Genomic DNA, 14,556 nt, shown 5'->3' on the forward strand with positions numbered 1-14,556 from the left:
TACGCCGCGCCGGCAAAGAACCTTACAACGCGTCGCCGAGAGTGGAGATGCGCTGCTCCATTGTTGATCGGAGCTCGTCCGTAAGCTGGTTGAGCTTCTGCTGCTGGTCGGCGTTGAGCACGGCCATGATTCTGGCGCGCACCTTTTCTTTCTCAACCAATGAGTCGGCCATGACGGACGACTTCTGCTGTGCGACGGAGCGGACGTACGCCTCGTCGAAGGAGTCTCGCGCGCGCAGCTGGCGGTTCAACTGCTCATTGCGAGCGACCAGTTCGCGGATCGCCGGCTGTTCGCTCTGCAAGATCGACTTGATTTGGGCTCGCTGATCGTCACTCAAATTCAGGTCGCGCACTACGTGACGCACCAGAAAATTTCCGCGCTGCTGCTGGGCAAGCGCGGGAAGGAAGGCGAGCAATACGCCCGCAGCGGCAATCACCATCCAATGCTTCTTCATGGGTATCTCCTTGCGATGCCTTCCTTGGGGGAGGCATGCAGAGTTGATAACACGGCCGCGCACGCGCCGAGTGTATGGAAGTGTCTGTTTACGCGGGCTGCAAACTCCTGACACTTCCTTACACACAGCCGAGCAACAAAACGGCTATGGTGTGTTTACGCCGATGGGCGGTGTGATGAAACCGAGCCGCCACGCAGAGAGTTTTGAAAAGGAGAAGAACAATGAATGTGAATAAGTGGATTGCGCCGGCAGCCGTTGTGCTGCTTACCCTGAGCGCCGCTGCGGCGCAGATGACAACCACCGGAACCGTGACCGGCCCGAATGGCCAGAGCGCAACAAAGACCACCACGCGCGGTGGCGGCAACGTGAATTCGACGGTGACCGGTCCGAATGGTCAGACTGCCACCCGCACGGTTACCGGCCGCGGCACGGGCAATGTAAACGCCACAGTGACTGGACCCAATGGCCAGACGGCAACGCGCAGCACGCAGCGCGGTGGCGGCAATGTGAATTCGACGGTGACCGGCCCGAATGGACAGACTGCTACCCGCACGGTTACCGGTCGCGGCACGGGCAATGTAAACGCCACGGTCACTGGACCCAATGGCGAAACGGCGACGCGTAGCACGCAGCGTGGCGGTGGCAACGTGAATTCAACGGTGACTGGCCCGAACGGCCAGACTGCCACTCGCTCCGTTACTGGCCGCGGCACGGGCAACGTGAACGCCACTGCCACAGGTCCCCGGGGCGGCACCATGACCCGTTCGCGCAAGGTGAGCCACTAATCCTCCCGATCTTCCCCAGTCGCGGCGTCAGCACACCGTCTATCAATTCCCGCTGACGCCGCGCATTTTCTGCCTCGAACGTTATCACCACTACTCAACGGCGAATTCCCATGCGGCTCGTCTAGTACTTCGTGGGGCCAGAGCCGGATGCAAGATTCCAGTTGTGCTGCACGCGCGAACCCTGCAAGATGGGAAGGATGACGATTCGCAAGACTCTCCTGATTGTTCCTGTTCTCATGTTGGTCGCCGCCGTCAATGCGCTGGCGGCCGACACTGTTCTCACCTGGCCGGCCAGCGGCGGAACGCCGATGCTGCGCTTTACCATCGGCAAGCTGCGCTCGATCAACTCCACCGGCGGACAGACCGACTATCTGGGCGAAGCGCTAGCGGAGAACCTGGGCCAGAAGCCGATCCCTTCCGCGTCGTTCTACCTCTATCTCATCGACAAGAGCGGCAAGCGCGTGGGAGAAGGCTACTTGGAAGTGCGCGATCTAGGCGCGGGGCAGCAGGCCAAGATCACGGTGACTGCGCACGCGATGGGTTCGTTCGTGAAGATGGAGTTGCAGCCGCAACACCTGCCCACGGACGAGCCAATGAAGATCAAGATGAGCATCACGAGCACGCCGAGCGGCGCAAGCTTCAAGCTCGATGGGCAAGACGGCGGTGTGACGCCGCAGGTCATTGCTCTCGCGCCCGGCAAGCACACGCTCGAGTTCGCGAAGGAAGGCTACAGCATCACCAGCACGCCCGTAGAGATTGCGGCCAACGCACTGCCGGGCAGCGTGAATGTGGAGTTGAGTCCACTGGCACAGGACACAGTTGTGCTGCGCGACGGCACGGTACTTCTTGGCGAGCTTGTGTCGGTTACTGGTTCCAATGTGATTCTGAACGTGAAGGGAAGGCCGACACGGCTGGACCGCAACCAGGTGGCGCGGATTGTGCTGGTGGAGCGCAAGAGCACGAAGCCTGCCGGAAAGTCCACAAAACGTTCGGCGGCGAAAAAATAGCCTGAATCTTTCAATTGTTTGCTAGCGAAACGGGGTGCGATGATTGCACCCCGTTTTCATTGCACTCACGGAATTGGATGCGCTCTAACGCACCTTCCACTTGTTGGCGAGCAGAGACAGCTTGTCATCCATGGAGAGCGCAGCGGGCTTGGCTGGTTGCGGCTTGCCGTGTTGTGGTTTCTTTGGAGCGAAGCCGGGTTTGCCCGCAGGCTTCTGTGCTGCCGGTCGCGGCGTGGGCTCCATCAGCGCTTTGATCGAGAGCGCGATGCGCTTGATCTTTGCGTCGGCGCTCAGCACCTTTACCTTCACAATCTGCCCGACCTTGACAGCCTCGCCCGGGTCCTTGATGTAGCGGTTGGAGAGCTCGCTGATGTGCACCAGTCCGTCCTGGTGCACGCCGATGTCAACGAAGGCGCCAAATTTGGTGACGTTGGTGACGACGCCCTCCAGCACCATTCCCGGCTGAACATCGGAGATTTCCGTCACGCCCTCGGCGAACGAGGGCGCCACAAACTTGTCGCGCGGATCGCGGCCCGGCTTCTTCAGTTCTTCAAGAATGTCTTCAAGCGTATAGCTGCCAACTTCGAGCTTTGTGCGGTCGACTTTGGAGAGCAACTCGGGCTGGCGAATGAGCTCGCTGACCGAGACGTTGAGCGTCGCGGCAATCTGCTCGACAACCGAATAAGACTCAGGGTGCACGGCCGTCTGGTCGAGCGGGTTGTCGCCTTCGCGGATGCGCAGGAAGCCTGCAGCCTGCTCGAACGTCTTGGGACCGACTCCGGGGACCTTCATCAGTTGCGCGCGCGAGTGGAAGCGGCCGTTCTCGTCGCGATACTTGACGATGTTGACCGCCGTGCGTTCGGTCACACCGGCGACGTAGCGCAGCAGCGTCCAGGAAGAAGTGTTCAGGTCCACGCCCACGCGGTTCACGCAGCTTTCGATCACGGTTTCCAGCGACTGCTGCAACTGGCGCTGATCCACGTCATGCTGGTACTGGCCCACGCCGATCGATTTCGGATCCACCTTCACCAGTTCAGAGAGCGGGTCCTGCAGGCGGCGCGCGATGCTGATGGCACCGCGCACCGTCAGGTCAAGATCGGGGAACTCCTGACGCGCAACCTCCGACGCGGAGTAGACGCTGGCGCCGCTTTCGCTGACGCTGACGGAGAAGACCGGGGCCAGATTGTGCTCGCGCAGGAAGGCGCGCACGAGCTGATCTGTTTCGCGGCCTGCGGTGCCGTTGCCGATGGCGATGGCGCGGATGGGGTATTGCGCCACGAGCTTGGCTAGAATTCGTGAAGCCTGCTCGGGGCCGTCCTTGGAGGTAAACGGATACATCACGTCATGCGCCAGGAACTTCCCGGTCTCATCCACCACGGCCAGCTTGCAGCCGGTGCGCAGGCCGGGATCGATGCCGAGCACGCACAAGGGTCCGGCTGGCGGCGCCAGCAGCAGGTTGTGCAGGTTGTCGCGGAAGACGGCGATAGCGTCGGCATCGGAGCGCGTCTTCAATTCAAGGCGAATCTCGCCCTGGATGGAAGAGTTCAGCAACCGCTGCCAAGCGTCATCAATGGCGAGCTGCAACTGCGGTGTCCAATCGCCGTGCGCGCCCAACACTCGTGAGCGCATCAGCATCGGAGCGCGTTCCGGCTCCAACTCGATCAGAAAGTAGAGCACCTGCTCGGCCTCGCCGCGACGGATGGCCAGCATGCGATGCGAGGGGATGGTCTTCACCGGCTCGCGGTAGTCGTAGTACATGCGGAACTTTTCCTGCTCGTCGGCAGCGTCGGTGATTTTGCGGCTGACGATGACGCCTTCATCGAACATGAGCTGGCGAAGCACCTTGCGGATGTCTGCGTTCTCGCTGAGGCTTTCGGCCACAATGTGGCGCGCGCCTTCCAGGGCGTCTTCCACGTTGGCCACGCCGCGCTCCTCGCTCACAAACGTGGCGGCGAAGTCGGCAAGCGGGGTGACGGTCGGTTGCTGCGCGAGCAGATAATCGGCCAGCGGCTCCAAGCCCTTCTCGCGCGCAATGGTGGCCTTGGTGCGGCGCTTGGGCTTGTAAGGAAGATAAAGGTCCTCGAGCTCGCTCTTCTCCAGGCACTGCTCAATGCGAGCTTTTAGATCGTCGGTGAGCTTGCCCTGCTCGGCAATGGAGTTGAGGATGGTCTCGCGGCGCGAGAGCAGGTCGCGGAAGTAAGCGAGTTGCTCCTCAATCTCGCGTACCTTTACTTCATCAAGGTTGCCGGTGGCCTCCTTGCGGTAGCGCGAAATGAACGGCACGGTGCCACCCTCGTCGAGCAGGCCAATGACGGCGACGACGCCGCGCAGTGGAGTATCAAGCTTTTGTGAAACGTGCAGCAGAATTTCCGGAGTAAGAACCTTTGCTTCAGCCATAGACACATCAATTTTACTTGCCGGAGCTGAGGAAAACTCATGCTGTGAAGCACGTGATTGTTAAGACGCGTGCGCAAATACGGCGCACAAAGCGGCTCTCTGTACGTCAGGCAAGATGGATATCACAATGGCGGCTTCTGCATGAGCTTCCAAGTGCAGGAACAGGTATTTCTGCATACCTGTACGGCAGACCCCGCGCACACGCACCGAGGTGACGGGTACAATAGAGGCGCAATTTTCTATTTTCAAGGAGCCGGGAACGGAATGGAGCTCCGACATCTTCGATACTTCATGGTGGTTGCCGACGAGCTGAACCTGAGTCGCGCAGCCCAACGATTGGGTACATCGCAGCCTTCCCTTGGCCAGCAGATGCGCACCCTGGAAGCGGATATTGGCGTGACGCTGTTCGAGCGCGACAAACACCGCATGACCCTGACCGAGGCGGGACGCGTGTTGCGTGGCGAGGCCGCCGCGCTTCTCGACAAACTGGATGTTTCTCTGCGATTGGTGCGCGCGGCTGGCCGTGGAGAAGTTGGCGCGGTGCGCATCGGCACCTCGCCCTCCTCCGACGTCAAGGTGCTGCCGATCCTGCTGCCGCGTCTCCGGAAGGACTTTCCGGAGATGGAGTTCAATCTCCGCAGCCTCTCCTGCCGGGCGGACCTGATTGAAGCGCTGATGGAGCGCAAGATTGATGTTGCTTTTCTGCGCGGGCCGGTGACGGAAGAAGGTTTAACCTCGTTCTTCATCCTGCGTGAGCGCTTTGTGATCGCGCTTCCAGCATCGCATCCGCTGGCCAAACAGAAGAAGCTCAAGCTGGAGCAGTTGCGCGATCTCCCCTTCCTGACCAATCCTCCCGTGAATATCAGCGAAGGATTGAAGGAAGCGTTGCACAGCGCCGGCATTCAGAGCCTGACTCCTCATTTGCAGTGGGACACGCGGAACGCAAACATCGACTTGCAGGTTGTCGGCTCAGGGTTGGGCTTCACTATCCTGCCGGATTACGCTCTCCAGATTGCACCGGCTTCGTGCGCAATTGTGGAAATCGATGCGGAAAAGCCTTTCGAGATCGACCTGCTGGTGGCGTACCGGCGTGATAACCGCTCGCACATGCTGAACTTCCTGTTGGCAACGTTGCGGGAGTGCTTCCCAAATCAGGCCGGTCAGACGTCCGACATATAGTTTTAACTTTCCCGAATCTGACCCGGTTCGTGATATCACACGCACTATATCTATTTACATCGATCTATACGGCGGGCTTAAATGCCCGCCGTAGCCGCGTCGCATTCGAGCAGGGCGTGGCGCACAGCCACGCGCCTCCCCGGCTGGCATACTCGGCTCGGTTCGCAAGAACCAGAGGTCGATCTTATGAAGAAACTCTTACTTGTACTTTTCCTCACCGTCTGTGCTACCGCTTTTTCGCAGGATTCCACGACGAAGAAGAGCGATAGCACCTCGCACAGTTACTTTGACAAGCTCGACTACGGAGTGGAGATTCGCACCCGCTGGGAGGGCTGGAACAACCTCACCGACCACACGGACCTGAAGGATGACGAGCGTGATGTCTATCGCCACCGCACGCGTCTGTTCCTGACCGCACCGGTCTCCACGGATGTGACCGCCACGGTCACCCTGGGCAATGAGTTTTCCAAGCGCTTTGCGCGTGACACCCGCTTCGACATCGGAGAAATCTACTTCGATCAGGCCTACCTCACCTTCAACAAGTTCATGACCAATCCGAACCTGACCTTCAAGGTCGGACGCATGAACATGAAGTATGGCGAAGGCTTTCTGCTAATGGACGGCACGTCGAACGATGGTCCGCGTTCGGGCTATTTCAACGGCGGCGTTCTCAGCTACAAGCACAAGAACACCACCGTTGACCTGCTGGGACTCGCAAGCCCGCGGTATGACGATTATCTGCCGGTAATCAATCGCCGCCAGCGGGTGCCGGTTCCGCCGAACAATTACGCAATCTCCGCGCAGCAGATGAATGACGCCGATCAGTACCTGGGCGGCGTTTATGTCACGCACAAGTTCGCCAACAAGGCTCAGCTGGAAGGCTACTACTTCTTTGACACGAACAATGGCGACCCGCGCGCTTCGGCCAAGCCGGTGTATGGCAACCGCCATATCAACGTGTTCGGTGAACACACCGTGCTGCCGTTCGCTCCGGGCTGGACCTTCAATCATGAGTTTGTTTTTGAAAAGGGCGCGCGCAAGGATGGCGTGGACCTGCAGGCGTGGGGCGGCTACGGCTATGTGCGTCGCGACTGGAAGAACAAGCTGCTGAGCGGTGTGCAGGTTGGTTACACGGCCATGTCCGGTGACGACCCGGGTTCGACCAAGACCAATGAGAGCTTTGATCCGATCTTCGGCAAGTGGGCTCAGTGGGGCGACCTGTACCTATGGACTTACAACACCGAAGGTGGTCCGGCGACGTTTGATAACTCGCACTTCCTGAGCCTGGAAGCGGACTTCACGCCGGTCAAGAAGCTGACGCTGAAGACCTACTACTACCACATGATGACCTTCCACTCGCTGGTGGGGCCACAGTTTGCTCCAGGGAACACCACCGCCACCGGAAACACGCGCGGGGATCTGGTTCGCCTGCGTGGCGATTATCAGATCAACCGCAACTGGAAGGCACAGATTGCCTACGAGCGCATGGCTCCCGGCAACTTCTACGTCCATCACGATCCCTCCGACTATTTCCGTACGGAGATTCAGTACAGCTGGTATCGCGACGTGGAGCGCAAGGCCAAAAAGGCCAAGAAGTAACTGCCTTGCCGGTGGCGCGCGGAAGACGCGCGCTGCCGGTGACCGCATTTGCAGGAGAACAAGATTATGGATCAATACACGAAGAACGTGCTTGAGCAGGGCGTATCGCGCCGCAACTTTCTGCGCGTAGCCGCAGGGGCTGCGGGTGCGGCCGGCATGCTCGCCGTGCCCGGCGTTGCCGCGGAAAAGCCCGCAAAGCCGGAGAGCCACGAAGAGTTCGGCAAGAGCTCGGACGGCGCAGCAACTCTTTCCTTTCTCCCCAAGCCGACACTGATCGCGGCCAAGGACATCAAGACCACTGTGACCTATGACGTTGTGGTCGTCGGCGCTGGCGCCGCAGGTGTTCCGGCCGCGCTCTCGGCTGCGGAAAACGGCGCGTCGGTGGCCGTGCTGCAGAAGGCGCCGTTCGCGCTTTCCCAGGGCAACTCCGGCACCGGAGTCGATCTCGACAAGAGCGACAAGGCTGGGGTGGAAGCGCTGGTGGCTCGCCTGTGCGCGGACAGTTCGCACCGCTGCAACCCGGCGCTGATTCGCCAGTGGGCTTACAACTCGGGCGAAGCCGTGCGCTGGGTCATCGACCGCGCGAAGAAAGCGGGTTCACCGGTCATCGACCAGGGCAACCTGCAGCAGGTTCGCATCGTCAACATCAACGGCTACAAGCTGAGCTACAACACTTCATTCTTCGGCCCCAAGCCGTACACCACAGGCGACGGCATGCGTCACCTGGCCATCACGGCAGAAAAGGCGGGCGTGAAGTTCTACTACAACACGCCGGCGCAGCAGCTGGTGCAGAACGAAAAGGGCGAAGTGCTGGGCGTTATCGCCAAGCAGCGTGACGGAAGCTACATCAAATTGCTGGCGAAGAAGGGCGTCATCCTGGCCAGCGGCGACTACCAGAACAACAAGGCCATGTCCGACTACTTTGTGCCGGACATCAAGAACTTTGGCCGCAAGCAGATGGGCAAGACCGGCGACGGCTTTGTGATGGCTTACTGGGCTGGCGGCGTGATTGAGCCGATTGGCCATACCAAGATGCTGCACGACTTTGACGCGGGCCCGGCGACGATGTGCGACATGCCGTTCCTGGCGGTGGACCGCAAGGGCAGCCGCTTCGTCAACGAGTGCGTTGAAATGTCTCTGCTCAACAACTACCTGAAGGACGAGCAGAACCGCGGTCAGTACTCGCAGGTTTTCGATTCCGACTACATGACGCAAGCCGCCAAGTGGCCGGGCAAGCTGATTCCGCCCGACGGGCTGAAGAACTACATGCCCGAAGAAGCGGGCGCGAAGAAGGGCGTCTTCGAGTCGCTCGTCAACACCTACAAGGCGGACACGCTGGAGGAGCTGGCGCGCAAGCTGGAAGTCGATCCGGCAAAGTTTGTGGCGAGCGTGAAGCGCTACAACGAACTGGTCAAGCTTGGACGGGACGACGATTTCGGCAAGCCCGTGAACTTCCTCACTCCGATCGAGAAGGCTCCGTTCTGGGGTATCCACCGCACCGTGCGCGTTTCGGCCATCTGCTCCGGCATGCTGGTCAACGAACACCATCAGGCAATCAGCGGCGATGGCAAGGCCATCAAGGGCCTGTACATCGTCGGCAACCTGGGCGGCGGATTCTACGGCGGCGTCGACTACCCGCTGACGGTATTCGGATTGTCACTGGGACGCTGCTACACGTTTGGCTACCTGACGGGCCGCCACGTGGCAAAGCTGTAGCCCATGAGCAGAAAGGTTGGAGACATAATGAAAATGCATCGTTCCGCACTCCTGTTGATGGGCTTCCTGCTGGCGGCGTTCGCGTTTGGCGCGGCTGCGGAGAAGCCCGCGGCGAAGGCCGCACCGGCCCACGCAGTGGCCAATGCCAAGGCTGGCGACTGCGCCGCCTGCCACAAGAACAAGAGCCCGCTTCCAGCCGGCCACGTCGCAACCAAGGACCTGACGTTCAAGGATTGTGAAGGCTGCCACCAGAAGAACCTGAACGGCAAGCTGCCGGGCAACCACTTCCATGCGCTGAATGGCGTGAGCTGCGTACAGTGCCACGGCAATGCTTCGCCGAAGAAAGCGGTTGACGCCTACCGCTGCGAGCAGTGCCACGACACCAAGAAGCTGGCGGAGAAGACCGCCAACGTGATGCCGCGCAACCCGCACAACAACCGCCACTATGGCACCGAGGGTGACTGCAACATGTGTCACCACCAGCACCAGAAGTCGGAAAACAATTGTGCGCAGTGCCACAAGTTCAACTTCCTCGTTCCTTAGTTCCTCTTCGCACACAGACCTCCGCAGTGGAACTTGGGCCGCCTTCGGGCGGCCTCTTTTTTGCCGTGAAAATGAATGACTGAGAGTGCGCCGAGCGTTCTGCGGCGGCGGGCCATAGTGGCGCGACGTCACGATGGCCGTGTGATCCCGCGAGGGCTTGCAGGGTAATCGCGCAACAGTACAGCCCTCGAATAGCGCTTGGTGTGGTGCGCCACGAAGCTCGGGCGCAAAAAGAACCGGGCCCGCATGGCGGACCCGGTCAAGTGCTTCCAGTGCCGAGCGGTGTCTACTGCACACCGCCTCCGAGCACCTTGTAGAGGGTGATCAGGTTGGTCAGGCGCGAGAGCCGCACGTTCACCAGTGCCTGCTGCCCGCTGTAGAGCGAACGCTGCGCGTCGAGCACCGTCAGGTAGCTGTCGATGCCGGCCTTGTAGCGGGCGTCGGACAGCTTGTAGGTGTTGCTGAGCGTATCCACCAGTGCGGACTGCGCGTTCTGCTGTTCCAGCAACTTGCTGCGCTGGTTCAGACCGTCGCTCACTTCCGTGAAGGCGCTCTGAATGGCCTTCTCGTAAGTGGCAACGGCAACATCGCGCGTGGCCTGTGCAGACCTGTAGTTTGCCTTGCGCGTCCCCAGGTCGAAGACCGGCATGGAGAGGGTAGGTGCAAACTGCCAGGTGCCCTTGTCGGCTGAGAACAATCCGCTCAGCCCGGTGCTGGCCACGCCGCCACCGCCCGTCAGCAGCAGCGACGGGAAGTAAGCCGCGCGGGCGGCCGCGATGTTGGCGTAGGCGGACTTCAGTTCATGCTCGGCCTGCAACACATCGGGACGGCGAAGCAGAACTTCCGAGGGAAGTCCCGCAGAGACGTCCTTGACTGCTGCGGCCGTTTCGAGCGATTCCGGCATCAGTTCGGACGGGACCTGAGCGCCCACCAACAGGTTCAGCGCATTCTCATCGAGCGTTACCTGGCTGGAGTAGCGGGCGACGTCAACCTGAGCGGTCTGCACCTGGCTCAACGCTTGGTTTACGTCCACGTCAGATTTGACGCCGCGGTCGCGGCTCTTCTGGATGAGGTCATAGCTGGTTTGCTGTGCCTCAAGCGTGGACTGCGCCAGCCGCAGGCTCTCGCGGTCGGCTGCCAGTGTCAGGTACTGGGAGGCGACCGAAGCAATGAGAGATATCTGCGTTGAACGCCGGCCCTCGTCGGTGGCGATGTACTGCTCGTAGGCCGCCGACTTCAGGCTGCGCAGGCGACCGAACAGATCGACCTCCCACGATGAGATCGTCAGCCCGGCCTGCGTGCTGCTGTAGGTGTAGGCCTTGTTATTGTTGGTGGCGATGGCCGGTACCCGGTAGGTGTCAGCCGTGAAGCCGGCGTTCACCTTCGGGCCGAGTTCGGCGCGCTGCAGGCGATACTGTGCCGCCGTTTTTTCCACGTTGGCCGCCGCCACGCGCAAATCGCGGTTGTTCGTCAGCGAGAGTTGGATGACCTGACGCAGCTTGGCATCCTGGAAAAACTCCTCCCACTTCAGTTGAGCCGCGGCCGGAGCGCCGGAGGCAGCTTGTGTCTGTTGCTCCGGCAGTCCGGTGTTCCATGCGTTCGGCGTGGGCGCCGGCGGCTGCTTGTAAGCATCGCGGTGCGGCACGCATCCGCCCAGCATCAGGGTCGAGCCAAGTGCAACACAGAGGATGGTGCGATTCATCTGCTTCATTTTGCCTCCGTGGTGGCCGGGCCCTGTGCGTCGGCGGGTTGCTTCTTCTTGCTGCCAAAGAATTCCGAGACAGCGACGAAGAACATGGGAATGAAGATCAAGTCGATGAACGTGGCCGAGACCATGCCGCCCGTGACCGCGGTGCCGATGCCGGTCATGGCTCCGGCTCCGGCGCCGGTGGCCATTGCCAGCGGCAGCGTGCCGAAGAAGAACGCCATCGAGGTCATCATGACGGGGCGGAAACGAATGCGGACCGCCGCCAGAGTTGCGTCGACCAAGCCGAGGCCTTCACGACGCTGCTCCTTGATGAACTGAATGATCAGGATCGCGTTCTTGGTGGAAAGGCCCAGGGTGGTCAGGAAGCCGATCTGGAAGTAGACGTCATTCGGCATGCCACGCAGAGTGGTTGCCAGCAGAGCGCCAAGGACGCCCAGCGGCAGCATCAGCATGTTGACGAACGGAATCGTCCAGCTCTCATACAGCGCGGCCACGCAGAGGAAGATCACGAGGATCGAGAATGCGTACAGAATCGGTCCCTGTGAGGTTGCCTGCTTTTCCTGGTAGCTGAGAGCGTTCCAGTCGAGCCGCACACCCTTGGGCAGCTTGTTCACCAGCTCTTCCATGGCCTTCATGGCCACGCCGGAGCTGACACCTGGGGCAGGTTCGCCCGTGATGTTCAGCGAGGGGAAGCCGTTGAAGCGTTCCAGTTGCGGAGACGCGCTGGTCCAGCGCGTGCTCGCGATCGACGAGAACGGCACCATGGAGCCTGCATTGTTGCGCACGTAGAGCCGGTTCAAATCCTCCGGCAACATGCGGTAGGGAGCATCGGCCTGTGCGTACACGCGTTTCACGCGTCCACCCTTGACGAAGTCATTGACGTAGGCGCTGCCAAAGGCGGTTGAAATGGTGTCGTGCACAGTGGAGATCGGAGCGCCGAGCGCGCCGGCCTTCTGCCAATCCACATCCACGCGGAACTGCGCCACGTCGTCGAGGCCGTTGTGACGCACGCGCACCAGGCGCGGGTCTTTGGCGGCCATCTGCAGCAGTTGATCGCGTGCCTGCATCAGGCCCTCGTGACCGATGCCGCCGAAGTCGACCAGTTCGGAATCGAAGCCGGTGGCGGTGCCGAGTTCCACGATCGGCGGCGGCGGGAAGGCGAGCACGCGAGCTTCGCGGAGTCCCATGAAGCGTCCCATGATGCGTCCGGCCACAGCCTTCGCTGTGTTCTTCTCTCCCTTGCGTTGGTCCCAATCCTTCAGGCGGATGAAGATCATGCCCTGGTTCTGGGCTTGTCCGCCCATGCCGAAGCCAACCAGCGGCATCACGCTCTGTACCGCGTCCTTCTCATTCGCCATGATGTACTGCGTGACCTGCATGGCGACTGCGCGGGTCTGTTCGCTGGTGGAGCCGGCGGGCAGCACGACGGAAGAGATGATGGAGCCTTGGTCCTCATCCGGCAGGAAGCCGGTTGGCAGACGGAAGAACAACACACCGACCACCACCAGGATACCCACATAAAGCAGCAGGTAGCGGCCCTTCTTGGCGAATGAGTGGTGCACCACATTCAGATAGCGCTCTCGCCACCAGTTGAAGGTGCGATTGAACCACGCCAGGAACGGACGCAGCACCGACCAGGAGCCTTCCGTCAGGTCATGTCCGCGTTCCACCTGCTTCAGGAATGTGGCGCATAGTACCGGGGTCAGGATCAACGCCACAACCACCGACAGCAACATCGAGGCGATGATGGTGACGGAGAATTGGCGGTAGATGATGCCCGTGGAGCCGGAGAAGAAGGCCATGGGGCCGAAGACAGCCGAGAGCACCAGCGCGATGCCGATCAGGGCGCTGGTAATCTGCTCCATTGATTTTGCAGTGGCTTCCAGAGGTGGCAGGCCCTCTTCGCTCATCACGCGTTCCACGTTTTCCACCACGACGATGGCGTCATCGACCAGCAGGCCGATGGCCAACACCATGGCGAACATGGTCAGCATGTTGATGGAGTACCCGAACAGCGCCATGACGCCAAAGGTGCCAAGCAGCACCACCGGCACGGCGATGGTCGGAATGAGCGTGGCGCGGATGTTGCCCATAAAGAGCCACATGATGAGGAACACCAGCACGATGGCCTCGATCAGGGTCTTCACCACTTCATGAATGGCCACGCGCGTGAACGGCGTGGTGTCAAAGGGAACCACGGCCTTCATGCCATGCGGGAAGTAGCGCGACATTTCGTCGACCTTGTCGCGCACGGCCTGTGCCGTGTTAAGGGCGTTGGCTCCTGGCACCTGGCGGACGGCCAGGCCAGCGGCGTCCTTGCCGTTGTAATAAGCCTCAACATCGTAGGATTCGGTGCCCATCTCCGTGCGCGCCACATCGCGCACGCGCACTACGGAGCCATCCGGATTGCTGCGAATCGGAATGTTGCCGAACTCTTCCGGCGTCTTCAGCAGGTTCTGCACCACAATGGCCGAATTCAACCGCTGTCCGGGCACTGCGGGTTGTCCGCCAAGCTGTCCGGCGGAGACTTCCACGTTGTAGGCCTTCAGCGCGGTGGTCACGTCGGAGATCGTCATCTTGTAATCGGTCAGACGATCGGGGTTGAGCCAGATGCGCATGGCGTACTGACTGCCGAAGGAAGTGACCTCGCCGACGCCGGGCACACGCGCAATCACCTTTTCCAAGTTCGACTGTGCATAGTCACGGAGGTCGGCGGCGTCCATGCTGCCGTCCTCGGAGACCAGACCGACGAACATGAGGTAGTTGCGGGTGGACTTGCTGACGGTGATGCCGTAACGCTGCACAGACTCCGGCAGGCTGGCCGTGGCCAGTTGCAGCTTGTTCTGCACCTGAGTCCAGGCTACGTCGGAGTCCGTCCCCGGTTTGAACGTCAATTCAATACGGGAGACTCCGGACGAGGCGCTCGTGGCGGACATGTAAAGCAGGTTGTCGAACCCGGTCATCTTCTGCTCGATGATCTGGGTCACGGTATTTTCCACCGTCTCAGCCGATGCACCGGCATAGACGGCCTGGATGGCGATGGACGGCGGCGCGATGGGCGGATATTGCGAGATCGGCAGGGTGTAGATGGCCAGGCAGCCAAGGACCATGATGCCGATCGCAATCACCCACGCAAAAACGGGGCGCGCGAGGAAGAACTTTGACATA

Annotated in this window: 10 protein-coding genes; 6 read left to right on the top strand and 4 right to left on the bottom strand. The window is 60.7% G+C overall.

Annotated features, from left to right (window positions below):
• Positions 1 to 22 precede the first annotated feature (22 nt).
• Positions 23 to 454 carry a Spy/CpxP family protein refolding chaperone gene (locus tag AC6IZO_RS00255; RefSeq protein WP_497806797.1) on the bottom strand — a complete coding sequence of 144 codons (432 nt, stop codon included), beginning with the start codon at positions 452 to 454 and terminating at the stop codon, positions 23 to 25.
• A gap of 221 nt (positions 455 to 675) precedes the next feature.
• Here AC6IZO_RS00255 and AC6IZO_RS00260 point away from each other — a divergent pair, with 221 nt between their 5' ends.
• On the top strand, positions 676 to 1,239 hold the full coding sequence (locus AC6IZO_RS00260) for a hypothetical protein (RefSeq protein ID WP_497806799.1): 564 nt from the start codon (positions 676 to 678) through the stop codon (positions 1,237 to 1,239).
• A gap of 197 nt (positions 1,240 to 1,436) precedes the next feature.
• Positions 1,437 to 2,246, top strand: coding sequence for a PEGA domain-containing protein (locus AC6IZO_RS00265; protein WP_497806801.1), 810 nt, complete (start codon positions 1,437 to 1,439; stop codon positions 2,244 to 2,246).
• Positions 2,247 to 2,330: 84 nt separating this feature from the next.
• On the opposite strand, the gene AC6IZO_RS00270 is transcribed toward AC6IZO_RS00265, so the two are convergent.
• Entirely contained in the window at positions 2,331 to 4,643 is a 2,313-nt protein-coding gene (locus tag AC6IZO_RS00270; protein WP_497806803.1) for a Tex family protein, read from the bottom strand.
• Between the two features lie 69 nt (positions 4,644 to 4,712).
• Here AC6IZO_RS00270 and AC6IZO_RS00275 point away from each other — a divergent pair, with 69 nt between their 5' ends.
• The 4 genes from AC6IZO_RS00275 to AC6IZO_RS00290 all read left to right on the top strand — a co-directional run bounded on the left by AC6IZO_RS00275 (position 4,713) and on the right by AC6IZO_RS00290 (position 9,680).
• Positions 4,713 to 5,822, top strand: coding sequence for a LysR substrate-binding domain-containing protein (locus tag AC6IZO_RS00275; protein ID WP_497806805.1), 1,110 nt, complete (start codon positions 4,713 to 4,715; stop codon positions 5,820 to 5,822).
• A 186-nt stretch (positions 5,823 to 6,008) separates the two neighbouring features.
• A complete protein-coding gene (locus AC6IZO_RS00280) occupies positions 6,009 to 7,421 on the top strand; it encodes an alginate export family protein (RefSeq protein ID WP_497806807.1) in 1,413 nt (470 codons plus the stop codon).
• Positions 7,422 to 7,487: 66 nt separating this feature from the next.
• Complete coding sequence (locus AC6IZO_RS00285) at positions 7,488 to 9,137, top strand: FAD-dependent oxidoreductase (protein ID WP_497806809.1); 1,650 nt, start codon at positions 7,488 to 7,490, stop codon at positions 9,135 to 9,137.
• Positions 9,138 to 9,164: 27 nt separating this feature from the next.
• On the top strand, positions 9,165 to 9,680 hold the full coding sequence (locus tag AC6IZO_RS00290) for a cytochrome c3 family protein (RefSeq protein ID WP_497806811.1): 516 nt from the start codon (positions 9,165 to 9,167) through the stop codon (positions 9,678 to 9,680).
• A gap of 286 nt (positions 9,681 to 9,966) precedes the next feature.
• Here AC6IZO_RS00290 and AC6IZO_RS00295 read toward each other — a convergent pair whose 3' ends face one another.
• Positions 9,967 to 11,391 carry an efflux transporter outer membrane subunit gene (locus tag AC6IZO_RS00295; protein ID WP_497806813.1) on the bottom strand — a complete coding sequence of 475 codons (1,425 nt, stop codon included), beginning with the start codon at positions 11,389 to 11,391 and terminating at the stop codon, positions 9,967 to 9,969.
• A complete protein-coding gene (locus AC6IZO_RS00300; RefSeq protein ID WP_497806815.1) occupies positions 11,388 to 14,555 on the bottom strand; it encodes an efflux RND transporter permease subunit in 3,168 nt (1,055 codons plus the stop codon). Before AC6IZO_RS00300 ends, AC6IZO_RS00295 begins: the two co-directional genes overlap by 4 nt.
• Between the last annotated feature and the right edge of the window lies 1 nt (position 14,556).

It is taken from the genome of Oryzophilus luti, assembly GCF_059726245.1.

Bases quoted from the DNA above. Each gene is read 5' to 3' on its own strand.
- AC6IZO_RS00295 (WP_497806813.1), bottom strand. From the start codon at position 11,391: ATGAAGCAGATGAATCGCACCATCCTCTGTGTTGCACTTGGCTCGACC.
- AC6IZO_RS00300 (WP_497806815.1), bottom strand. From the start codon at position 14,555: ATGTCAAAGTTCTTCCTCGCGCGCCCCGTTTTTGCGTGGGTGATTGCG.
- AC6IZO_RS00265 (WP_497806801.1), top strand. From the start codon at position 1,437: ATGACGATTCGCAAGACTCTCCTGATTGTTCCTGTTCTCATGTTGGTC.
- AC6IZO_RS00260 (WP_497806799.1), top strand. From the start codon at position 676: ATGAATGTGAATAAGTGGATTGCGCCGGCAGCCGTTGTGCTGCTTACC.
- AC6IZO_RS00285 (WP_497806809.1), top strand. From the start codon at position 7,488: ATGGATCAATACACGAAGAACGTGCTTGAGCAGGGCGTATCGCGCCGC.
- AC6IZO_RS00290 (WP_497806811.1), top strand. From the start codon at position 9,165: ATGAAAATGCATCGTTCCGCACTCCTGTTGATGGGCTTCCTGCTGGCG.
- AC6IZO_RS00255 (WP_497806797.1), bottom strand. From the start codon at position 454: ATGAAGAAGCATTGGATGGTGATTGCCGCTGCGGGCGTATTGCTCGCC.
- AC6IZO_RS00270 (WP_497806803.1), bottom strand. From the start codon at position 4,643: ATGGCTGAAGCAAAGGTTCTTACTCCGGAAATTCTGCTGCACGTTTCA.
- AC6IZO_RS00280 (WP_497806807.1), top strand. From the start codon at position 6,009: ATGAAGAAACTCTTACTTGTACTTTTCCTCACCGTCTGTGCTACCGCT.